This is a genomic window from Bifidobacterium commune (assembly GCF_900094885.1).
Taxonomy (GTDB): domain Bacteria; phylum Actinomycetota; class Actinomycetes; order Actinomycetales; family Bifidobacteriaceae; genus Bifidobacterium; species Bifidobacterium commune.
Window position 1 is genome coordinate 504,749 of the sequence record NZ_FMBL01000001.1, and the last position, 23,177, is coordinate 527,925.

Below are 23,177 nucleotides of genomic sequence, written 5' to 3' on the forward strand. Positions count from 1 at the left end.
GGCATGGGGGTCAACGACGGGAAGGCCGCTATTTTTGATCTTGATGGTACACTGCTCGATTCGATGGGGCTATGGAGTCAGATAGATATTGATTTTTTCGAAAGTCGGCATATCGTTTTTCCTGAAGATTATGGCTCTACAGTTGCATCGATGAGTTCTGACGAAGTTGCGCGCTATACCATCGAACGTTTTCACCTGCCTGATACCGTCGATGAGCTTAATGCAGAGTGGGAACGGATGGCTGTGGAAGCGTATGCGAGTGTCGGCGCCAAGCCGCATGCCAAAGCATATCTGGCTGCACTCAAAGCAAGCGGAGCGAAATTGGCGGTGGCTACAGCCTTAACGCCGCACTTGCGGGATATCGCAATGAGACATGTGGGAATCGCAGACATTTTCGATGCGGTCGTGAGTCTTAGCGAGACCCATAGTGCCGACAAGAACAATCCTGCTGTATATCTTTCGGCGGCGCAGCTGCTGGATGTTGAACCCGAGCACTGTGTCGTCTTCGAAGATCTGCTGGATGCAATGTTGGGTGCCAAAGCGGCAGGAATGCATGTGTGGGCAATGGCAGATGATTTTTCGACTGATGATTTGCCTGCAATCACAGTAGAGGCGGATGGGGTAATCTGGGATTTTTCAGATGCTCCGAAGATTCTTTAGAAGAGGTCTGCTGAGAACAATACGCCGTGTTCGGCAAAACACAGTTATGTGATGTTTTAGCGTTCTTGGTGGTTGCATTGTTCTGACGTAAACAGAACGCTTTAAGCGTCCAAAGTTTTACCATAAAGCTTTCATCATTACTGTTATGTAATAGAGTTGTACAGTTATCGTAACTGATATATACAATTATAGAACAGTGAGATTTCTAGTATAGGTCATCTTGCTGTTTGCCGATAAGGAAAGAAAGGGCGTCAATGAAACTCATTGTCTCGTCTGTGTCAGGTGAGCCTATTTACGAACAAATCAAGCGTCAGATTCGTGAAGCGGTTCTTAGTGGCGAACTTAAAAGCGGAGAAGCGCTTCCAAGTCTACGTAAACTTGCGCGCGAACTACGTATTTCGGTGCTCACAGTTAAGCGTGCTTACAACGAGCTTGCTAACGAGGGCATCATGGTAAATGTGCAGGGCAAAGGCTCGTTTGTGGTGGACCAAGGCGATGCTCGGTTGCGAGAAAAACTTACCGGTCAGATCGATAATGCCCTGCGTCAGGTCGGCGTAGCTGCAAAGGCTGCGGGCATACCCATGATTGATTTGATGGGTATGCTTGAGCAAGCATACAACGAAGCTCAGTAGGCTGTCCCGATGCCCAGGTCCCAGTGCTTTGGCTTCGTTCGAAACTGTTCGCATATTTTGCTCGCATGGACGTCCGTAAGCATCTTTTGAAACAAGGAAACAATATGAAATGAAACTGTAGCTGACTACGACATCAATTCCAGGAAGTAACTCGCTTTCAGCGGATGACATTGCCAGTTCGTTGATGGCACTGAGCGTCAGCGATGCGGGAAAGCAATATAAGTCCGGTTTTCAGTTTGAACCTGTCACTTTCGATTTGCCGTTGTGGTAGATCATGGGACTAATTGGTCCAAACGGTGCGAGCAGGTCGATCTCCATCAAACTGATTTTTAATATGCTTACATTGGATGCTGGCGCCATCAGTGTGCTGGGTGTCGATTATCAAGTCAACGAGGTACAAGCCAAAACCAACTTGGTGTCGTCTTCTGGATAATTGCTTCTTCTCAAGCTACTGGACTGTCGGTTTGGCAGAGGAATCCATGGTCGAGGCTTATCCGACGTGTGACCATGATTTGTTCGCGGGCTACCTTGAGCAGTTGCCGTCGGCGCGACAAAAAAGTCAAGGGCTTGTCTCGTGGCATGCAGATGAAACTTATGCTTGCTGCGCTGTTGAGTCATGATGCAAAACTGTTGATTCTGGACGAGCCAACAAGCGGACTCGATGTGCTGGCACGCGATGATCTTATGGATGTTCTGCGGCGATATGTGGAAGACGGGCACCACTGTGTGTTGTTCAGCGCTCATATCATCAGTAATCTTGAACACTCAGCCGATCGGATCACCTACATCAACAAAGGCCAATTGTATTTCACTGGTTCAACAGATGAGTTCGACGATTCGTTTAGGCTGGTCAAAGGCGGTCCTGATGAATTGGAAACCGTTACGCCGGTTTCGGTGGGTCTACGCAGTTACGGTACGGGCTTCGATGCGCTGGTAGCCACCGAGGATGTTCCTGGTCTGCTGCAAAGCGATGCCTGTCTGCATGTGGAACCGGTGAACATGGACGACATTATTCGATTGACCAACGGCCGCGCTGCACTTGCCGGCAACAAAGGAAAGGTCGTGCGATGAAGGAGTCTACTGTGACACAGGTAAGCCGATCGCTGCGTATCGATTTTCTGCGCCTCTCGGATACGGGGAAAAGTATGGTGTGGGTGTTCGTGCTCATGCCGTTCTTTTTTGTTGTTATGGGGATGCTTTCGGTAGATACGATGATGACGTTCGAATCCGCCGGTTCCGTTACGACGATGTGTGTGTTATTCGCTGGTGCGCTGCCCATGATTGTCGCCAACAATGAGGAAACGTCAGGTAACTCAAAAATGAATGGCATCATCCCGGCCACCGGATTGAATCAAGTCTTCGCCCGCTATGCCTTGATGTTTATCGTTGATATTTTTGAGGCAGTTGAAGCCATAGTCTGTCTGGCTTTGCTGTTTCATGCCGACGAGCCCCGACAACGGCTCTTATTGACATCAGGTTACTCATTCTCTGCATCGACCTGCTTGTAGGCAGCCTGCTGATGTCGTTGTTTTATCGGTTTTCATGGGCGCAGGCCATGGGATGGGGTTTGCTTTGCTGGTGCTGCTGTTCCTTGCAGGACTGGGGCTGTCACGCATCGTTGCGGTGACGGAATCCTCGGTAACGGTATATGTTGGGTTGTTGGGTGCAGCATCAATCGTCGGCATGGTGTTTGTCATACTGATCTGTATTGCATCGTTCCTTATTTCCAAGCGTATTTATACACGCAAGGAATTGTAGAGCTGAGCCAAGCAAACATCCATGCGCGCCGATAATAAGACGTGAACCGTGAGCTGCCACGTATGTAAGAACTTGGCCGGTGAATGTTCGATATCGAGCATTCACCGGCCAAGCATGTTGCTTATGGTTACGCCGGGCTGCGCACAAACTGTCCTGATACCTATAGGCGTTGCGACGCACGCAGTACGTAATCGCCGATTTCGTCGATAGGAATAACGTCGGTGAATCGTTCCTCTGCGTGCTGCAAGTCGCGCAGGTTCTTCGGGGCAACGGTATCGGTGGCCTGCGAGAGTGCATCCATGCAATCGAAATCCGTTCCGGTGCATTCAAGGCCGAGCGCCTTGCCGACGACCCGTGGGAATTTATACGGGCTTGCGGTGCTAAGCAGCACACGCGGCATATCGGTTTCGTTGTTGGCCTGTTGCAGAGCGTGGTAGCCACAGGCCGTATGCGGGTCGATGACGTAACGGTTGTTACTCCAGCAGTGTGCGATGGCTTGGTTCACCTGGTCTTCGTCGGCCCACCCGCATGAGAACAATGCCTTGATGTTTTCAAGCAGCGCGGACGGGACCGTGAATGACCCTTTGTCGCGCAAGTCGGCCATCAACAACGAAATAAGTTCGGTATCACCGTCGGACATGTAATACAGCATGCGTTCGAGATTCGAGGAAACCAGGATATCCATCGATGGGGAAGTGGTTTCGAAGAACGGGCGCTCGCGGTTGTAAGTGCCCGTGGTCAGGAAATCAAACAGTACGTTGTTGCGATCGCTTGCCACGGTAAGCCTGCCAACAGGCAAACCGAGCTTCTTGGCATAGTAGCCGGCAAGAATGTCTCCGAAATTGCCGGTTGGCACGATGAATTCGACGTTGTCGCCTACGCCGATGGCGCCTTGCTCAACTAGTTGTACGTAAGCGGAGAAATAGTAAACGACTTGTGGTACCAAACGCCCCACATTGATGGAGTTGGCGGAGGAAAGTGTGACGTTTGCATCCTGCCGCAGCTTCATAGCAAGGCTGTTGTCCGCAAAAATGCGTTTGACCGCTGACTGAGCGTCATCGAAATTTCCTTCTATGGCGCATACGTTGACATTTGCACCTTTTTGGGTCGTCATTTGCAGACGTTGAACTTCGCTGACCTTACCCAGTGGATAGAAAACGGTGATACCTGTACCTTGGGTTCCCGTAAATCCCGCTAGCGCCGCTTTCCCGGTGTCGCCCGAGGTGGCTGTCAATACCATTACATTTTCGTTGCTGTTCGTACCGGCAGACGTCTTGTCAACAGTACGTGCCATGAATTCCGGAAGAATCTGCAACGCCACATCCTTGAAGGCGCTTGTCGGCCCGTTGAACAGCTCGAGGATGTAATCCTTCCCCAAAGGTTTGAGAGGGGTGATTTTTTCATCAAGCCACTGCGTGCTGTAAGCTGCTTTCACACACTCGTCAAGCTCGGAAGCTGAAAAATCGGGAAGAAGCGTACCCAGAACGGTTCTTGCCATATTTTGGTATGTTTTGCCAACCAAAGAAGCCACATCGATTTTCTCTTTGCCGAGTTCGTCGCTGACGAACAAACCCCCGTCTGTGGACAGACCCTGACGGATGGCTTGACGGCTTGTCAAGTGTTCGGATAAGCCGCGGGTGCTATGAAAAGTGGTAATCATCACAGGTCCTCGTTTGCTGTGGCTGGTTGTACATTCGCTTTCTCAGTCTAATGGAATGCTTGGCCGAATTGCGCCTGTGTCCATATCGTCGCGAAAGAAATCGATTTGGGCCAGGTAGGGCTTACAATCATTTCACACCAGAGAAATTCATCCCCTGCTATGTTCCACGGCTGGTACAGTCAATCGCGGAATGTAACGGAGGAGTCGGGGAGGCTTCGTGGCTGGAAAAGATCAGCGTGGTTCAGCAGTTCTCGATCAGGACGTGTTTGATCGAGTGTGCGCTATGGGAGATGCAGCTTCGCGCTCTCAACGGGCATTGGCTCTTGCCAACACCGAGCAGAAGAATGCCTTGCTCAATGCCATTGCCGATGAACTTGAAGCCGGTAGCCATGCCATTGCCGAAGCCAATGCTCTTGATATGGACGCAGCAAAGCAGGCAGGCATCAGCACAGGCAGACTCGACCGTCTTTTGTTTGATGAAAAACGCATCAAAGCTGCAGCTGAAGGAGTTCGTCGCGTGGCCGGTCTGCCTGATCCGGTCGGTCAAATTGTTCGCGGCTTGACCCTGCCCAACGGGTTGCGTTTGAACGAGACTCGTGTGCCCATCGGTGTCTTCGGAATGATTTATGAAGCCCGGCCCAACGTAACTGTGGATGTTGCCTCATTGTCTCTTAAATCGGGCAACGCAGTGCTGTTGCGTGGCGGTCATGAGGCGCAACGTACAAACGAAGCCACGCTTTCTTTCATTTGCCGAACACTGCAAGAAGAAGGGTTTGATGCTTCGCTCATAGCCTCAGTCGATAGGTACGGACGAATGGGAGCTACGGCGATGATGGAAGCCAGTGGTCATATCGACGTGTTGGTGCCACGTGGCGGAGCGAATCTTATCCAGACCGTCGTACGCAATTCAAAAGTACCGGTTATCGAAACCGGGGCCGGAAACGTCCACATCTACATCGACAAGACAGCTGATTTCGCCAAGGCCATTCCAATCCTTCTCAACGCAAAGACACAGCGGGTCGGGGTCTGCAATGCCGCTGAAAAACTGGTTGTCCATCGTGAGATTGCCGAGGAGTTCTTGCCCATCGCGGCCAAGGCACTCGACGAGGCTGGGGTCGAACTTCTTGCGGATGATGAGGCTTACGGCATCATTGAAGACTCAGGTGTAAATGCACAGCATGCCTCGTCTGAGGATTGGAACATCGAATATCTTGCGCTCAGAATGGCGGTCAAGGTCGTTGAATCCATGGATCAGGCCATCGAGCATATCAACGCTCATTCAACTGGGCATACCGAATGCATCGTTTCTGAAGATTACAGTGCAATCGAGCGTTTTACTCAGTGTGTTGATTCCGCCGTCGTCATGGCCAATGCTTCCTCAAGGTTTACGGATGGCGGTATGTTCGGTTTCGGGGCAGAATTAGGCATCTCCACCCAGAAACTGCATGCGCGCGGGCCTATGGGGCTTAGCGAGATGACGACAACCAAATGGATCGGCTATGGAACAGGTCAGGTGCGGCAATGACGACAAGCAAAGGGCATGATATGAATGACGCCGAACACGGCGATGATGACATTGCCGGTGAGCGCAATGTGCACAAAGTCGGTGCCTTGCTGGGTCAAGACTTTCCCATGAGTATCGAAAGTCTACAAGGTTCGATTTCGATAGACTACAAACTCGCTGCAGACCGTGGCATCGACGTGAACAATCCCCGTATCGGTTTGAAAGTGGCCTCTGAACGCCTGGCCATCGTTCGTTATGTCTTCCTTGTACAGGTGGAGGACGGCATTGCGACTGCAGAACAGCGCGCTGCTTTGGAATATGCCGACGCTGCCCTTGTTGGTTGGCCTGAAATTGATGCCGCTGACGTCGTTGACCCTGACGAGGATGACTTGCGTACCGTAGCTGAGCGCTTGGGTGAGATGGAAAGGAATATCGAACAATTCAGCAAGCATGAGGCCAAGGGTGACGTTGACGCCATGAACGATTTGTTCGTGCATGCAACCGAATGCGTGGCCTCCGTGCGACGGCTTTACCAACCTGAATTTCCGATTCCGACATTTGCTGAAATTCGTCGTGTTGTTCAGGACGAGTATGACGAGGACATGGGTAAAATTGATCCCAACGAACACATCGCAACGGTTGAAGCGATCGAAGAGCAGACCGAACAAGCCGACGAACGCCGTGAACAGGGCCAGGCGGATAATGCAGGTAAGGTCAACAGATCCAATCTCAATGATGGCGGTCAAGCATGAGTGTGCGTTGGAATCTGGGGGATTCACCATATGAAAGTGCCGCAGGCGAAATGAATTCTGTCGCCGCGCAAGCCACGACACTATCCGACAACAATTCTCTCAAACCGTTGAAACTTGTTCGTGAAATGTCCGGGCTTTCAGGTGTACAGGAATCGAGATCGGCTGACACTGCCGCACCACAGGCCCGTGGAGGTTCGGATCGCCGACGACGACGTATCGGCATTATGGGTGGTACGTTCGATCCTATTCACAACGGGCATTTGGTCGCAGCCAGCGAAGTTGCATGGGTCTATGACCTCGACGAAGTCATTTTCGTTCCGACCGGTCGTCCTGCCTTCAAACTCAATAAGAATGTCACGAACGCCGAAGATCGCTATCTGATGACAGTTATCGCCACGGCATCGAATCCTCGATTCACCGTCTCTCGGGTAGATATCGATCGTCCGGGTGTTACCTACACGATCGACACTTTGCGGGACATTCATGATGCCAATCCTGAAGCCGAGCTTTTCTTCATCACAGGTGCCGATGCTGTCGCTGAAATCCTCAAGTGGAAGGAAGCACGGAAAATGTTCGAACTTGCTCATTTTGTCGCAGTCACGCGCCCAGGATATCGCAGTCCGGAGCACATGCGCGCGCAGGTGAGAGTAGATACACTCGAAATCCCAGCCTTGGCCATTTCTTCAACAGATGTGCGTCATCGTGCTTCTAGGTTCGAGCCAGTCTGGTATCTTGTGCCGGATGGTGTGGTGCAATATATTGCCAAGCACGGTTTGTATTCCATGAAGTAGAGAACCGTTTGGATGTCGTTTTCCGCATGAACGGAATAAAATCCAATGCCATGCATGTTCTCTGGCATTTCAAATGGCTTTCGGAAAGTGTTGCCAGTAAAACAGCAAATTTTAGGCAAAATTAGAAGCATATGGTTTAGCCTTACCTATTGGGTGGGGACGGATAGACGTTTGCCTTAATGGTGAAGAAGCGTCCAGTTTTGTCAATTCGTGTTTGTCTTCAGCATTATTGATACAGTCTGAATTTTCCGTTATTTGTCTGGTTGTCATGAACGTTTGTGGATTTGAAGAAGTTAGGCAATACGAAGGTAAATAAACCGTGTCGTGAACCGTCTCGCTGGAAAGCTAATATGGCTTAGGTTTACACAGACGAATAACGTTTGGAGACATGGTGAGCGCAATCCTCGAGGGAAAGCCCAGTAAGAATCTCATTCTCGTAACCGGCAGGGCTCATCCCCAGCTGGCGATTGACGTCGCCGCACAGCTCGGTATCGACGTTCTGAAGACCACATCATACGACTTTGCAAACAGTGAGATGTATGTTCGTTACACCGAATCTGTTCGTGGAGCTGACGTATTTGTGCTGCAAAGTCATGCGGGTGATGTCAACAAAGCCATTATGGAACAGCTTATCATGATTGATGCTTTGAAACGAGCTTCAGCACGGTCGATTACCGCGGTCTGCCCGTTGCTGGGCTATTCACGCCAAGACAAGAAGCATCTAGGCCGTGAACCGATTTCCTGTCGTCTGGTGTTCGACTTACTGCGCTGCGCTGGTGCCGATCGAGTGATGAGCGTCGATTTACATGCCTCTCAATCCCAAGGTTTCTTCGACGGTCCGGTCGATCATTTGATTGCAATGCCTGTCTTGGTCGATTACATTCGTGACCGGTTTGAAGGCAATATTGATAATGTTGCCGTCGTTTCACCGGATGCTGGTCGTATTCGTGTTGCTGAACAGTGGGCGCAAAGACTAGGTGGTGGCCCGCTCGCCTTTGTTCATAAAACGCGTGACATCAACCGTCCGAACCATGCCACCTCCAACCGTGTGGTTGGTGATGTCGTGGGTAAGGATTGCGTTCTTGTTGACGATCTGATTGATACTGCAGGCACTATCGTTGGAGCCTGTGATGTGCTGAAACGCGCGGGTGCCAAATCGGTTACTGTCGTAGCCACTCATGGCGTGCTTTCAGATCCGGCTGTTGAGCGGCTTATGAACTGTGGTGCCCGTGAAGTCGTGTTAACCGATACGGTACCGATTGACGAATCCAAACGTTGGGATGGATTGACTGTTCTTTCCATCGCACCGCTGTTGTCCAGTGCCATCAAGGCTGTTTTTGAAGACGGTTCGGTTGCCAAGCTTTTCGACACCTATCCCGAACACCACGGGCAGGGCTTCCTGTTTGCCTAGATTTGCAGGACTGTTTGCCTGATTTACGCGTAATGAATCCAAGTCGCTTTGAAGTACCGAGCGTGTCGGATTGTCAGTGGTGGTCAGCATAATAAGAAAACGGTTCAGCTTTTGGTTGTCCCATTCCTCCATGGTGTAATGGCAGCACACGGGTCTTTGGAACCCTTAGTCTTGGTTCGAGTCCAGGTGGAGGAACTTCTGAGTCGGCTGTTTTCCTTTAACGGATGCCAGCCGACTTGTTTATATGTGGTGTGTTTTTGATTGCATTGGAAATGGAGTGGATATGGCATTGAATGCAGCAATTATCCTTGCGGCTGGTGAAGGAACACGAATGCGTTCATTCAAACCGAAAGTGCTCCATGAACTCGCCGGCAAGACTTTCCTTGAACGTGTTATGAGTTCTGTTTCCGCACTTAATCCGGAAACATTGGCGGTTGTTGTGCATTATCAGGCCGAACGTGTCTCCGCTGCTGCCCGAAGCTATAACGACACAGTTGAAATTGTGCAACAGGATGATATTCCAGGCACTGGTCGCGCCGTGCAATGCGCCATGGAGCAGCTCGATGCCGAGGGAAAACTGTCGGGTCCCGTGCTCATCGCAGCCAGTGATATGCCCTTGTTGGATACGACGACCCTGAACTCCCTGCTTGATTTCCATAAAGAGAGCGACAATGACGTCACCGTTCTCACTGCCAATCTCGAGGATCCCACAGGCTATGGGCGCATCATTCGTGACAGCGACAACAGTGTGCTGCGCATTGTAGAGCAAAAAGACGCTAATAGCAGTGAGCTGGCTGTTCATGAAATCAACACATCTGTATACGTCTTTGATGCTGCGGTGCTTACCCGTGCGGTGCAGGGCCTGAATTCCAAAAATGCCCAAGGCGAGTTCTACCTTACCGATGCGCTTGAAAGTGCCAGGGCAAACGGGAAGGTTGGTGCTTTTGCCGCTCCCGATGCTTTGAGTGTTGAAGGGGTCAACGACCGTGTTCAGCTGGCTGAGCTCTCACGCAAGCATAACCAGAGAATTTGCGAGCAATGGATGAGGGAAGGGGTTACAATACTTGACCCTGAAACCACTTGGATTGAGGATGACGTCGAACTTGCTCAGGATGTGACGGTGCTGCCGGGCTCATTCCTCAAGGGACAAACCGTAGTGGGGGCCGACGCTGTTGTAGGCCCGTATACAACGCTTATCGACACGCGGGTTGATGCCGGTGCCACCGTTGAGCGCAGTCGTATTCAGGAGACTCATATCGGTCCTGAAGTAAACGTAGGTCCGTGGACCTACCTGCGACCGGGCAACGAGCTTGAAAAAGGTGCTAAGGCCGGTGCGTTCGTGGAAATGAAGAAGTCCCATATCGGTGCCGGCACCAAAGTGCCTCACCTGAGCTATATGGGTGATGCCGAATTGGGGGAGAACACGAATATCGGCGGCGGCACCATAAGCGCTAATTACGATGGGGTGCACAAGAATCGTACATATATCGGTTCAAACGTTCACGTTGGAGCGGGAAATTTGTTTATCGCTCCCGTAGAAGTCGGTAACAATGTTACCACTGGTGCGGGTTCTGTCATTCGACACGCTGTGCCGGACGATTCGATGGTATATTCAGAGAACACAGAGCACGTAGTAGAGGGCTGGAAGCCCGAATGGGAGCGTTGATTTATGGCAGCTTTACAGAGTTCTATCGATGCACTTCGTTTGGCCGCCGCAGCGGCTGACAGAATCAAAGCCACAGATATCGTGGCTTTCGATGTCACTGGTCCTGTCGGCATCACTGACGCAATGCTCATGGCCACCGCTTCGAGCGAGCGGCAGGTGTTGGCTGTTGCGGAGGAAATAGAGCGAGAGCTATATGCCAAGTGCAATAAGTTGGAGCCACTGGGCAGAGAAGGTCTGAGTGAGGCTCGCTGGGTGCTGCTTGATTACGGTGATTTCCTCATTCATGTCATGCATGAAGAAGAGCGCCTGTACTACGATATTGAGCAGCTGTGGCAGGACTGCCCTCGTATCGGTCTTCAGCTACCTACGACACCTGAAGTGGCTACAGCGGCTACAGATTCAACTATTGGGCAAAACTGATTGCGTTCGATTCGTTACCAGGGGTAGTCGTGGATTTCCGTGCTGAATTCGTTTCCGATTTTAATGTTCGTTCACTGACATTGGTTCGTCATGGTCGCACTGCGTACAATGCTGCGGGCCGTATACAGGGATCGACAGATATTCCCTTGGACGAAGTTGGTGACTGGCAGGTGCATCAGAGCGGTAAAGCGTTGAAACGGCTGTACGTTGACTCTGTTCAAGATAAAAACCGTCGGCAGCTCATTGTCTCCTCAGATTTAGGTCGTGCGATGGCAACTGCTCATGCCTTCGCTGATCTCATCGGTGAGGACGTTCACCCGGATCCGCGCGTACGCGAGCGGGATTATGGCGATTGGGAAGGTGAATCGATTGCCGAAATTGCTAACAAGTATCCCGAAGATTTTACTTCGTGGGTACGCGGCGAAGGTGGAGAGCTTAAGCACAACGTGGAACCGGATGATCACGTTGGGCAACGTTCGGTACAGGCCATCGCCGAATGGGCGCGTAACGCAGATAAGAACACAGATCTGTATATCTTTTCGCATGGCGCCTGTATTGCTGACACCATTCGCACCTTGCTTAACGCCGATAGCGGTAATGACTCCAACTCCGTAGTCTCTTCAATGACCAATGCGCACTGGGCGAGGCTTACACCAATATGTGGTCCGAACAAACTGATGCGCTGGATGCTTTCTGATTACAATCATGGCCCCGCTATTGCTGATATCCCGGAATGGGAGAATCCCGCACTCTAGCTCTGCAAAATTCTTTTGGTTGTCTTTTATTCCCATATAAGCTGTAAGCGTTAATTTATGATAATCATCTCAGTGCTATAATAATAATCATACGACGATAAGTAAATCGTTGTGTTCCTGCTGTGGGTTCATGTCGGTTTCAATGGTGCCCGGCAGGATGGAATATTAAAAAAGGGGAATGTCATGGGATTTTTCGATGACGCCAAGAACGCAGCTGAAAAAGCAGGACAGAAAATCGGTGATGCCGCCAAGGACATCCAAGAAAAAGCTGCCGATGTAGTCGACAGCGCGAAAGACAAGGCCGATGACGCCAAGGACATGCTCTCCGATAAGGTCGACGAAGCCAAGGCAAAGGGCGACTCAGGGGCCGCACAGCTGAAGGAAAAGGCGACCGAAACTAAGAATGACGTCAAAGAGCAGGTCCGTGACTCCAATAATGGCTGATTACAAACTCTGAACATTCAGCTGCGGATGGCCGTAGGTCCGTCTTGTTTGCTGTATAAACCGCCGATTTGCGTTACGCATTTCGGTGGTTCTTTTTTTGATGTAGAGTTTTAGCGCATTAGTAAATCATCTGAAATGACTGGCAGCATCTGAAAACATGTGTTTGGCCACAGCTTGGGAATACCGGAGTCGATACTTGCTGTCGATGTAATGTGGACCAGGAGGCAAAGAAGGTGGCATGTGTTGGTAGCGTTGACGGTGGAGAGTCCAATAGTGGAAGGTTGCAAGGATGAACTCGATGGCCTACAGGGTTTGGTGGCAGGTATATCCATTGGGTTTTTGCGGAGCCCCGATACGTCCACAATCCAATGAAGAACGTTGTATCAAGCCCCGACTCGACAGAATTGTCAATTGGCTTGACTACATGAAAGACATGGGTTGTGATGGGCTGTTGCTGGGCCCGATTTTTGAAGCCGATACCCATGGTTATGACACCACCGATTACTACCGCATTGATCCCAGGCTTGGAGATGAGGCATCATTCAATCGGTTGGTGAATGCATGTCATGAACGCGGCATAGTGCTTATGCTCGACGGGGTATTCAATCATGTAGGGCGCAAGTTTCCTGAATTTCAACGTGAATTGCAGCGAGCTCAGCATGAATTTCGCAACGGGGGATCGATCAGTCATGACAACGAGGACATGTTCAGTTTCAGTCGCGCAGGTGACGGGAAACTGGATTACGAAAAATTCGAAGGACATGCGATTCTTCCTGCTTTGAATCATAGATCGAGCAAGGTCGCCGATCTGGTTGTCGATGTGATGACTCATTGGATGGCTCGTGGGGTGGACGCCTGGCGTCTTGATGCAGCTGCCACGGTTCCAAGCGAGTTTTGGGCTCAGGTCTTGCCTCGGATTAGGCGTAAGAAACCAGATGCCTGGTTCATGGGCGAAGCTATTCAAAGCGATTATTTGCAGCTTGTCAAGGATTCCACAATGGATAGTGTTACCCAATATGAACTGTGGAAGGCCATCTGGAGCAGTTTAAAGGAAGAGAATTTCTATGAGCTTGATTGGTGTTTGAAGAGGCATAATGATTTTCTTGGTACCTTTGTCCCTCAGACGTTTATTGGAAACCATGACGTCAGTAGAATCGCCAGTTTGGTTGAGGATGAGGGGAAGCTGGCTGTTGCTGTTGCGTTGTTGTTTATGCTAGGTGGCACTCCTTCAATATATTACGGTGATGAAAGAGCTTGGTGTGGCCTTAAAACAGACGGAGTCGGCGGCGATGATGAGGTAAGACCGGAATATCCTGATACACCTGCTGGACTCAGCAATCAAGGTGATTGGATGTATAGACTGATCAGCCAGCTTGCCGCGGTCAGGCAAGCACGTCCCTGGATTGCCGACGCCTCTACAAAACCCGTGATTCTTGACAACCGTCATTATGTTTATGACATTTGTGCAAGAAACGAAGAGGCAAGTTTACGCGTCGACATTAGTCTTGATCAAAGGCCTCATGTCGATATCCTCAAACAGGGCGAAGCCAAGCCCTTGCTGCACGTGGAACATCATACTTGACGGAATTGTGTGTATTCATTGACATTGAACCGTTTCCTGTGACGCTAAAACTGAGTTTATTGGCAACGCCGTTCGAAAATAGTTGAATAAGAAAAGTCGGGAATCCCATATGCTGGAACTCCCGACTTGACGGTATCTGTACAAGAATCGACTGCTTAAGCCGATCAATCAGTCCTTGCTGATGGTGGTTCCGGCCTTGGCGCCAGCGGAAAGATCCTGAATCTCAGTGATTTCGAGCACGGGAATCACAGCGGGCTTCTTCGTGCCGTTCTCCTCGGCGACCTTTACCTGCTCGTCGTAGATGACATCGTCAGAATGCAGCGTGACATTGCCGCGGAAACGGTAGCCCTTCTTGCTTTCCAGATTGGCGAAGCAGACGACCAGCGGGCTGCCGTCCTCGAGATTGCGGTAATGCTGTCCGGCAGTGCGCTCGTGATAAGCGAGGTGATTGTCGTCAAGCACAAACATCGACATCTTCGGGCCGAGGTCGAGCTGACCCTCCTTGCTGACGGTTGCAATCCATGCAAGGTTGTTGTTGATAAATTCCTTCATTTCCGGTGTAAGAGTAGCCATGATGCTGTCCTTTCGAGCAAACTGCTTTTCCATACCGTTACATTTTACGTCGTTCCGGCTTGGTTCACATGAGGAATCGTGTGACATTGTTCACCTGGTGCTTACAACCCTTCAAATGAGGGATTGGCATAATCGTTTGTTTAAGATTTACTCAGTTAGTGAATGATCTCGGCTGAAGCGCTGTAGGTCATTGGTTTCTCGATGCGAGGATGTCCTGATTGTATTAGTAGCTTCACTGATGGTAGGTGTGGAATTAGGCATTGAATGCTAGCAAAACCCGGATCAAACCAGAAACAGTATTGTTCCGAGTCACTTGGCTTACAGCCAAAAGCTGTAATCGTTCGGCAAGATTTTACTGTATTTTCAGCATTCTTCAAATCCGGTCATTATTCTTATTCGCATGAAGAATTTTTTCAAAGGGATTTCTGTCTCGCAGATCATCGCCGGTGCGCTTGCTGCGGTCACTTCGTTCCTGTTGTCGATCAAGATCGGTATCGGTGGTTCGGTCATAGGTGTTGCGGTTGGCTCCATCGTATCGGCGGTGGCGTCGCAGATTTATCAAAACATCATTAAAGAATCGGGCAAAAAATTGCAGGATGGTACATCGGATGACGTCAATGAGACGCGCGATGCCTTCGATGCGGAAGATCGGACTCGGGTAATAAGCGCTGCCGCCAACTCGCATCCTCAGCAAAACACTCAGGTGGCACCTCAACGGTCAAGCGCCATGACGACATTGCATTTGGATGGAACGTCGGCAAGTTTGGCGGCTCTGGCGAAGAAAGACAACGCGGAACCTGAAAATAGAGGTAAAGAACAAACCAAGACCATGGCTGTTCTAAGCGATGAGACATTGGCGACCGAGAACGCCAAACCCAATGCAACATCGGCTTCACATCTTGATGACACGAAGACCATGGCTTTGACGGCTCTCAAGGAACGGCAGAACGCTGACGTCGTTAAACCATCGGGAACCGCTCATGCTGTGAAGCGCGTTCATGGAGCAGGTACCTCACATCAGGATCGCAACAAACGAATCGCCATCATCGTCGCAGTGGTCAGTGCGCTGTTGGCTGTAGGCATTACGGCCGCAGTAATTTCGCTGGTGACTAAAGGGCAAGGGACCGATAACGTGGTTCGCGATCTGGTCACTAATTCAAGCACTGAACCTTCTCAGCCTCGTAGTAACGATTCGAAACAAGTTCCACAAAGGGAACGAAAGGACGACGGTTCCGACAATCAGCAGAATGGCGGAAACAATCAGAACGGCGCTGGTACGTCGACCGATTCTGGCTCTTCCGCTGATTCCGGTTCTTCGAACGGTTCCGGCACTGTGCCCAATTCCGGGACGCCTGGAGGTAACAACTCTTCAGAAACTGGTAACGGGTCGAGCAAAACTCCCGGAACTTCAAAAAATACAGATTCCGGAACTTCTGGAAGTGGCAGCGGAACGACCGGTGTCCCAGGCAACGGGGGAACGGACGGCTCATCGGTTAATGGTACCGGGGGGGACGGTACTAGTTCCACCAATTCTTCGAATTCGGGAACGAGTGATAAAAACTCAACCTCAACCAACCGGCCGAGTTCCACTCAATCCGGTTCCATTTCGAATGGTTCTGCCGTAAAATAAACAGATTTAGTCGGCAAGAATTGAGTGGAAATTTCATGTTATTCAGGTCAGAAAGCAATGCTAAACCTTTCCGGCCTAAATGTCGCTTGGAAATGGTCGTCGACTGTACCTGCTTGCCGGTATTTCTCCGCATTTTCTGGCTATTTGAGCGTCTGGGAAGAGCATTACGACACGCCGATTTGGTCTTCCATACAATTTGTTGTAGGATATCTAAGGCTTCGCAAGAGGCCAGCAACTTAAAAGAATGGGGCTATGGCGCAGCTGGTAGCGCATCTCCATGGCATGGAGGGGGTCGGGAGTTCGAATCTCCCTAGCTCCACGGATAGGTCCTGAGTGAAAGCTCAGGACCTTTTTGTTTGTCAATGAAATGATTATCGTTGTCCGCCTATCGGTGACTAGGGTGAGCTGTTGTCTGGCTTACATTGCAGAACATCAATCAAATAAATGTTTCTGAAGAGTTGCCATGATTGTATGAAGATCATTCTTCCGGCCAAGCATTGCCGGATTGATGATCTTTTCTCATCGACAGTGTGCGGCAGAATTAAAGAAGAAGACTTCAGATTCATCGTTGCGATATCGCAAAGAGGCAAACAGAACGGAGAGGACATGATTGACGAAGTCATTTTCTTGCGACATGGACGTACTGCATACAACGTGGTTCACCGCCTTCAGGGACAGATCGACGTGCCGCTGGATATCGTCGGACAGTGGCAGGCCGATCAGACAGGTGTAGAACTCGCGAAACGATATTATTGGGCCAAAATAAGCTATATCGCAAGGCATCCAGAAATACTTGTTCAACGGAGTGAGGGTGTTGTCAAACAAAGCAATGTCGGAGAATATCAAAATGTCCCTGCAGCCAAGGGCAAACTCGAAGTGCGTTCCAGCGATCTTTTTCGGGCTGTTCAAACCGCTCACTCATTTGCCGACTTGCTGGGCATTCCTGTGATAACCGACAAACGCTTGCGGGAACGTAGCTTTGGCCAGTGGGAAGGAATGACCCATGAGCAAATCAAGTCACTCGATGCCGAAGCCTACCGCTCCTGGAGATCTCGTGAGGGAGGCGAAGCAAAGTACGGTGTCGAGTCACGCACGCGAGTTGGTGCACGTGGAGCAAATGCGGTTCTTGAACTGCTTGACGAACATGCCGATGATGAGGAGCCGACGACACTCATGTTGGTCAGCCACGGTTCATTCATAGCGGCCACGATTGAAACGTTGTTGGGCATGGACCCAGAAAGCGATAAACTTGGCAATATTCCCAATGCGTTCTGGTCCAGATTGAAACCATTGAGCGGAGACGATAGGAGCTGCTCCTGGAAGCTCGCGGAATACAACTGTGGGCCGGCCATTGCTTTTGAACAGGATTGGTCGAATGGTCCCGAGGAATTGCACTATCCTGGTCAGACACGGATGACTCCGCTGCCGGTGACTGCGACCGTGTGATGGTTACTTTTGCACTGGAGGAAGACGTAACTTGTTCTGTGTGTGAGTTAAAAAGTTCCGACGGGGGATTATTCTTGACGTTTGGACTAAATGGAGACAGGAAAGCGTTTGAGCTGTTGTGGGATTCTGCATGATGCGAAATCGTGGTACAAAAGCGCACGCTCGTGTATCTCGTTTGAAGCGAAGGGTGAAGAAACGAAAGGTGGGTGGCGGACGTGCTGAGAATGTTCAATACGGTTAATGGACAAGTCGAGCAGATAAAAACGTTGGAAAATGGCGCTTGGATTTGTCTGTCGGATCCCACAGATGTAGAACTCGCCACGGTATCCTCACAAACCGGCATCGATCTGGCTGACCTTCGTGCTCCTCTGGATGATGAGGAACGTTCTCGCGTCGATTCGGAAGACGATTACACGATGATCATCGTCGACATACCGACTGTCGAGCAGCGCGATGGGCGAGATCATTACGAAACAATTCCTCTGGCCATCATTATTTCGGCCCACACCATTACCACGGTGTGCATGCAGGACACTCCGGTGCTTCATCCGTTTATGGAAGGCACAATCCGGGGATTCAACACATACATGAAAACCCGTTTCGTTCTGCAGATTCTCTATCGCAACGCCACGATGTACCTACGTTATTTGCGTATCATCGATCGAAGCTCGGATGATCTTGAACTTAAGCTCCAGCATTCAATGCAAAATCGCGAGATTCTTCAGCTGCTTGAGCTTTCCAAAACCTTGGTCTATTTCACCACAAGCCTCAAATCCAATGAAATTGTGATGGAAAAGCTGCGTGTGACAGAGAAGCTCAACTCCCTAACCCATATTAAGCAGTATTCGGAGGATGAGGATCTTCTGGACGACGTCATCACGGAAAACAAACAGGCCATCGAGATGGCGAACATTTACAGCGGGGTTTTGGCGAATATGACCGATGCTTCAGCTTCGATCGTCTCGAACAACCTGAACAACGTGATGCGTATCTTCACCATCATTTCCATCGTTTTATCCATTCCTACTTTGATTTTTTCTATGTACGGGATGAATTTCCAAGATGGTATGTTCGGCATGCCTTTCACCAATTCCAGATGGGGCTTCTTCCTCGTTATTTTCGTATCGATGGTGATTACCGGTATCGTTGCCTGGTGGCTTACCAAATCGAGACTGTTCAAGTAGAGGTAGTGTTGTGAGGAGGATAAGCATCGCTTCGGTATTACGACAATCCCGAGAACAGTGTCGCGCTTCGTTGCGTCGTATTTATGCAACGTTGTGCTCGCTAGGTTTGCTGTTTGCGGTAGGGGGATGCGGAGTGACCCAGACTCCCACTTCTGCAGATGTTCCCCAGGGGCCGACAATTGCCATAGCCGTAACCAACGATGTGCCGGGTCTCGGTTTTGAACATGAGGGCAAATATTCGGGTTTTGACATTGAGGTTGCTCGTTATGTGGCTCAGAAGCTTGGGTATGCAGAAAAACAAATCGTATTCAAACCGGTTTCGACAGCATCAGTAGTCCAAACACTTGAGGACTCCAAGGCAGATTTGTATGTTTCGATAAGACCTTCGTTGACCGCAACCACTGCGGGAAGACAGCTTGGCGTTTCGAATGCGTATCTCATCGATCCTCTGGCATTGTTGGTGCCGAAGCGATTGCAGGATGAATTCACTGACTCATCTTCGCTTGATAACCGGAAAATATGCACTGTCAAGGGAACTTCAGACGCAAACTATTTTGCTTCACACGTCCCTGGAGTGCAGGTCGAACAGCGGGATACGTATCCGCAATGTCTCACAGCTTTGCTTTCCGGTGCGGTGGATGCGGTCGGTGCGGATGCCGCAGTTTTGGCGGGACTTGCTTCCGGTGTCGTCGAACGGAGCGTGACTGTTTTAGGTGATCAGTCCGCATCGGATTCGCTGGCGGCATTTGTCGCAGGTATTGCACAGGTTCCACATGTCGTGATGGTTCGACAGTCTGATGGTGAGCTTACTAAAAAAATTGATAATATACTTCGTGACATGGCTGAAGACGGCACGTGGAGTCAAGCCGTTGAAACAATGCGGAAGGATGTCGGTTACTCGTTCGATGAATCGCTAAACGTAACAATGAGGCGTCACTGATTCGTTGCGCAGCATGTCGTCCTTCATGTGGGTGATATGGTCCAGTTTAGAAGCCTGTGTCCAGTTGAGCCACAATAATTTCCTATTATGAGCGACAACGAGCAAGGCGTAGCTACGGGCGCCAATACACCGAGCGAACCAGCCTACCGATATAACGCGCGAATGGCGCAGAATATCGAAGGGAAATGGCAGAAGACATGGGATGAAAACGGCACGTTCTGGGCTGCAAATGTCAACGGAGATCTGACTGACGGCGAGGGGCGACACGCTGACGGACGGACCCCTTATTTTGCGATGGACATGTTCCCTTACCCTTCTGGCAAAGGTCTGCATGTGGGGCATCCGTTAGGATATCTGGCTACCGATGTCGTCAGCCGTTATCATCGCATGAAGGGTGAAAATGTGCTGCATGCCATGGGATACGATGCTTTTGGTCTGCCTGCTGAGCAGTATGCCGTGCAGACCGGCCAACATCCACGTGTGACCACTGAAGCCAATATCGCCAACATGCGCCGTCAGTTGCACCGCATGGGCCTGAGCTTCGACGATCGGCGTACTTTCGCCACCATTGATTCCGATTACGTGCGATGGACGCAGTGGATATTCTCACGTATCTATGATGCTTGGTACGATCCCGATTTTGTCCGTCCGGATGGAGGCACGGGCTCGGCACGCAATATCAGCTCCTTGATTGATCAGTTCGCACGTGGTGAGCGCGCTATCCCTGGCTTCGAAGAATCCGGCAAGCAGTGGAGCGATTTGACGCCGGCCGAGCAAGCGGATGTACTCAATGATTTCCGTTTGGCTTATATTTCGAAATCCCCAGTTAACTGGTGCCCAGGCTTGGGCACGGTGCTAGCCAACGAAGAGGTTACCGCCGAAGGCAAGTCGGAACGCGGCAACTTCCCGGTCTTCCAGCGCGAACTGCGCCAGTGGTCAATGCGCATCACCGCTTACGGTCACAGACTGGTTGAGGATCTTGAGGTCATTGACTGGCCTCAGAAGGTCAAGCTGATGCAGCGTAACTGGATAGGTGAATCCCATGGCGCTACCGTTCATTTTAAAGTCGAGACGGCAAACGGTGAGCGTGACATGGAAATCTATACGACACGACCCGACACCCTGTTCGGAACGACGTTCGCGGTCGTTTCCCCTGAGCATGCTTTGCTTGCTGACATTCCAGCGCAATGGCCCGAGGGCACACCGGGAAGTTGGAAGGGCGGTTACTCCACACCGGCAGAAGGCATCAATGCATATCGACTTGCTGCAGAGTCCAAAACAGCGCAGGATCGTGTTGCTGAAGGCGGGGTGAAAACGGGCTTGTTTACCGGTCTTTACGCAGTCAATCCTATTACCGGCGCCAAGCTTCCGGTATTCACTGCTGATTATGTCCTTATGGGGTATGGAACCGGCGCCATCATGGCTGTGCCGGGAGGTGATCAGCGTGATTATGATTTTGCTATGAAGTTTGGTTTGCCGGTTATTTACACCGTAAAGCCCGCGAGCGATGACGATGATCTTGCAGCTTATGAAGGTAAGGCTCCGTACGTTTCACACGACGGTATCGTTATTAATTCATCCACGGACTCGACGCAAGCAAAGGGTGATGCACTGAGTCTCAACGGTCTTTCCGTTGAAGAAGCAATTGAAAAGGTGAATGAGTGGCTTGAATCGGCCGGTGTCGGCGAAGGTTCCGTCAGCTATCGTCTGCGTGACTGGCTCTTCTCCCGCCAGCGGTACTGGGGCGAGCCATTCCCTATCGTTTACGACGAGGATGGGGTTGCACATCTACTGCCTGATTCCATGCTTCCGATCAATTTGCCGGACGTGCCGGACTATAGCCCGAAGACCTTTGATCCTGAAGATGCCGAAAGCAACCCCGAGGCACCATTGAGCCGCAACGAGGATTGGGTGAAAGTCACCCTTGATTTCGGTGATGGTCCAAAGACATATTACCGCGATACCAACACCATGCCGAATTGGGCCGGTTCCTGCTGGTATTACATGCGCTATCTTGACCCAAAGGATAGCGAAAACATGGTTGCTCCGGAAGAATACGGCTACTGGATGGGCCCCAACCACAACGAGGAATCCGGTAAGAGCGGCGGTGTTGATTTGTATGTCGGCGGTGTAGAACATGCAGTGCTGCACTTGCTGTACTCGCGTTTTTGGCACAAGGTTCTTTTCGACCTCGGATATGTCGACAGTCCTGAACCGTTCCATAAACTTTTCAACCAAGGCATGATCCAGGCTTACGCTTACACAGATGATCGCGGGCAATACGTGCCAGCCGCCGAAGTGGAAGAAGATCTTGACGCATCAGGAGAGCCTTCGTTCACTTGGCAAGGGCAACATGTTAACCGAGAGTTCGGCAAAATGGGCAAAAGCCTTAAGAATATCATTACTCCGGACGATATGTATGAGCAGTATGGTGCTGATACGTTCCGTCTTTACGAGATGAGCATGGGACCACTTGACGAATCAAGGCCATGGAACGACAGGAATGTTGTGGGTGGTATGCGTTTCCTTCAACGTCTTTGGCGTAATGTCATTGATGAGAACACCGGTGAAGTGACCGTTTCCGAGGACGAACCGGATGTCAATACGCTGAAGTTACTCAACAACACCATTACCTCCGTAACCGAAGAAATGGAAAACATGCGCCCCAACACATCCATAGCTAAGCTTATCGTGCTTAACAATCATTTGACAGGATTGGATGCTGTGCCGAGAGCGGCGGTTGAGCCGTTGATTCTCATGCTTTCGCCGATTGCTCCGCATATCTGCGAGGAGCTCTGGAGCAGGCTCGGGCATGTGGATTCTCTTGCATACGAGCCATGGCCGATTGCCGACGACCGTTATGTAGGCGAGGAATCGGTGACTGCAGTAGTGCAAATTAAGGGCAAGGTTCGTGCCAAACTCGAAGTCAGCCCCGCTATCGATCCTGACAAGCTTAAGGATATGGCGTTGAAGGCTGTAGCTGATCGTTTGGGAGGCAAAGAACCTCGTAAGGTCATCGTGAAGGCACCGAAGATTGTTTCGATTGTTCCTGCCGAATGATGCGACGGCAAGACTACCTGATGGTTGTTCAAAAGGGCGTTGGATTGTAAACTAACGACCGAAACACATGGGGCACCAAATTGCACAGCTTTCTGGTGCCCCGTTTTGTGCAGTTTATTGTTTATTCAGCTATTGGTATTGATGAGATGTGGGTAAACCAACCATTCGACCACATCACCGGTTTTGTCTCGACATTTGTTGCTCGACAAACCATGCTTAAACCATGGCTAAGTATTTGGATAATGTGGACAACGGTCGAGAGTTGGTTCAGAGGTTGCGTGTGACTTCTGGGGGTAGTGGTGCGTATTG

Annotated in this window: 22 protein-coding genes and 2 tRNA genes; 22 read left to right on the top strand and 2 right to left on the bottom strand. The window is 50.6% G+C overall.

Annotation, left to right across the window (positions count from 1 at the left end; genetic code table 11):
- Window positions 1–3: 3 nt before the first annotated feature.
- From GA0061077_RS01910 to GA0061077_RS01930, 6 genes are all read left to right on the top strand, one after another.
- The gene (locus GA0061077_RS01910; RefSeq protein ID WP_091847229.1) at window positions 4–660 is read left to right on the top strand and encodes an HAD family hydrolase; all 657 of its coding nucleotides are present in this window, start codon (window positions 4–6) and stop codon (window positions 658–660) included.
- Between the two features lie 254 nt (window positions 661–914).
- Entirely contained in the window at window positions 915–1,292 is a 378-nt protein-coding gene (locus GA0061077_RS01915; RefSeq protein ID WP_091847230.1) for a GntR family transcriptional regulator, read from the top strand.
- Between the two features lie 274 nt (window positions 1,293–1,566).
- The gene (locus GA0061077_RS07290) at window positions 1,567–1,725 is read left to right on the top strand and encodes a P-loop NTPase family protein (RefSeq protein ID WP_159426897.1); all 159 of its coding nucleotides are present in this window, start codon (window positions 1,567–1,569) and stop codon (window positions 1,723–1,725) included.
- 74 nt (window positions 1,726–1,799) lie between these two features.
- Complete coding sequence (locus tag GA0061077_RS07295; protein WP_143249598.1) at window positions 1,800–2,363, top strand: ATP-binding cassette domain-containing protein; 564 nt, start codon at window positions 1,800–1,802, stop codon at window positions 2,361–2,363.
- Window positions 2,364–2,374: 11 nt separating this feature from the next.
- A complete protein-coding gene (locus GA0061077_RS01925; protein ID WP_143249579.1) occupies window positions 2,375–2,800 on the top strand; it encodes a hypothetical protein in 426 nt (141 codons plus the stop codon).
- 34 nt (window positions 2,801–2,834) lie between these two features.
- Window positions 2,835–3,050, top strand: a complete 216-nt coding sequence (locus GA0061077_RS01930; RefSeq protein WP_143249580.1) for a hypothetical protein — start codon at window positions 2,835–2,837, stop codon at window positions 3,048–3,050.
- Window positions 3,051–3,210: 160 nt separating this feature from the next.
- Here the strand turns inward: GA0061077_RS01930 and thrC are convergent, their stop codons facing one another.
- A complete protein-coding gene (gene thrC / locus GA0061077_RS01935) occupies window positions 3,211–4,710 on the bottom strand; it encodes a threonine synthase (protein ID WP_091847233.1) in 1,500 nt (499 codons plus the stop codon).
- 283 nt (window positions 4,711–4,993) lie between these two features.
- Here thrC and GA0061077_RS01940 point away from each other — a divergent pair, with 283 nt between their 5' ends.
- The 10 genes from GA0061077_RS01940 (at window position 4,994) to GA0061077_RS01985 (ending at window position 14,035) form a co-directional block, all read left to right on the top strand.
- Window positions 4,994–6,235 (top strand): glutamate-5-semialdehyde dehydrogenase, encoded by a 1,242-nt coding sequence (locus GA0061077_RS01940; protein ID WP_091847234.1) that lies wholly within the window; start codon window positions 4,994–4,996, stop codon window positions 6,233–6,235.
- 20 nt (window positions 6,236–6,255) lie between these two features.
- Entirely contained in the window at window positions 6,256–6,966 is a 711-nt protein-coding gene (locus GA0061077_RS01945; RefSeq protein ID WP_375773974.1) for a phosphoribosylglycinamide synthetase, read from the top strand.
- 125 nt (window positions 6,967–7,091) lie between these two features.
- Complete coding sequence (gene nadD / locus GA0061077_RS01950) at window positions 7,092–7,757, top strand: nicotinate-nucleotide adenylyltransferase (protein ID WP_375773975.1); 666 nt, start codon at window positions 7,092–7,094, stop codon at window positions 7,755–7,757.
- Between the two features lie 388 nt (window positions 7,758–8,145).
- The gene (locus tag GA0061077_RS01955) at window positions 8,146–9,168 is read left to right on the top strand and encodes a ribose-phosphate diphosphokinase (protein WP_091847235.1); all 1,023 of its coding nucleotides are present in this window, start codon (window positions 8,146–8,148) and stop codon (window positions 9,166–9,168) included.
- 124 nt (window positions 9,169–9,292) lie between these two features.
- Window positions 9,293–9,363 (top strand) — tRNA-Gln (locus tag GA0061077_RS01960).
- Window positions 9,364–9,451: 88 nt separating this feature from the next.
- On the top strand, window positions 9,452–10,834 hold the full coding sequence (gene glmU / locus GA0061077_RS01965) for a bifunctional UDP-N-acetylglucosamine diphosphorylase/glucosamine-1-phosphate N-acetyltransferase GlmU (protein WP_091847236.1): 1,383 nt from the start codon (window positions 9,452–9,454) through the stop codon (window positions 10,832–10,834).
- Between the two features lie 3 nt (window positions 10,835–10,837).
- Window positions 10,838–11,254 (top strand): ribosome silencing factor, encoded by a 417-nt coding sequence (gene rsfS / locus GA0061077_RS01970; protein WP_091847237.1) that lies wholly within the window; start codon window positions 10,838–10,840, stop codon window positions 11,252–11,254.
- A 29-nt stretch (window positions 11,255–11,283) separates the two neighbouring features.
- On the top strand, window positions 11,284–12,009 hold the full coding sequence (locus GA0061077_RS01975) for a histidine phosphatase family protein (protein WP_091847238.1): 726 nt from the start codon (window positions 11,284–11,286) through the stop codon (window positions 12,007–12,009).
- Window positions 12,010–12,192: 183 nt separating this feature from the next.
- The gene (locus GA0061077_RS01980) at window positions 12,193–12,453 is read left to right on the top strand and encodes a hypothetical protein (protein ID WP_091847239.1); all 261 of its coding nucleotides are present in this window, start codon (window positions 12,193–12,195) and stop codon (window positions 12,451–12,453) included.
- A 289-nt stretch (window positions 12,454–12,742) separates the two neighbouring features.
- Entirely contained in the window at window positions 12,743–14,035 is a 1,293-nt protein-coding gene (locus GA0061077_RS01985) for an alpha-amylase family protein (protein WP_091847240.1), read from the top strand.
- Between the two features lie 168 nt (window positions 14,036–14,203).
- On the opposite strand, the gene GA0061077_RS01990 is transcribed toward GA0061077_RS01985, so the two are convergent.
- Window positions 14,204–14,608, bottom strand: a complete 405-nt coding sequence (locus tag GA0061077_RS01990) for a pyridoxamine 5'-phosphate oxidase family protein (protein WP_091847603.1) — start codon at window positions 14,606–14,608, stop codon at window positions 14,204–14,206.
- Between the two features lie 400 nt (window positions 14,609–15,008).
- Between GA0061077_RS01990 and GA0061077_RS01995 the strand changes: the two genes are divergently transcribed.
- From GA0061077_RS01995 to leuS, 6 genes are all read left to right on the top strand, one after another.
- Entirely contained in the window at window positions 15,009–16,238 is a 1,230-nt protein-coding gene (locus GA0061077_RS01995) for a hypothetical protein (RefSeq protein ID WP_091847241.1), read from the top strand.
- A 246-nt stretch (window positions 16,239–16,484) separates the two neighbouring features.
- Window positions 16,485–16,557 (top strand) — tRNA-Ala (locus GA0061077_RS02000).
- A gap of 287 nt (window positions 16,558–16,844) precedes the next feature.
- Window positions 16,845–17,684, top strand: a complete 840-nt coding sequence (locus tag GA0061077_RS02005; protein WP_091847604.1) for a histidine phosphatase family protein — start codon at window positions 16,845–16,847, stop codon at window positions 17,682–17,684.
- A gap of 215 nt (window positions 17,685–17,899) precedes the next feature.
- Window positions 17,900–18,868 carry a magnesium transporter CorA family protein gene (locus GA0061077_RS02010; RefSeq protein WP_091847605.1) on the top strand — a complete coding sequence of 323 codons (969 nt, stop codon included), beginning with the start codon at window positions 17,900–17,902 and terminating at the stop codon, window positions 18,866–18,868.
- 10 nt (window positions 18,869–18,878) lie between these two features.
- A complete protein-coding gene (locus tag GA0061077_RS02015) occupies window positions 18,879–19,808 on the top strand; it encodes a transporter substrate-binding domain-containing protein (RefSeq protein ID WP_159426898.1) in 930 nt (309 codons plus the stop codon).
- 87 nt (window positions 19,809–19,895) lie between these two features.
- Window positions 19,896–22,868, top strand: a complete 2,973-nt coding sequence (gene leuS / locus GA0061077_RS02020; RefSeq protein ID WP_091847243.1) for a leucine--tRNA ligase — start codon at window positions 19,896–19,898, stop codon at window positions 22,866–22,868.
- Window positions 22,869–23,177 lie beyond the last annotated feature (309 nt).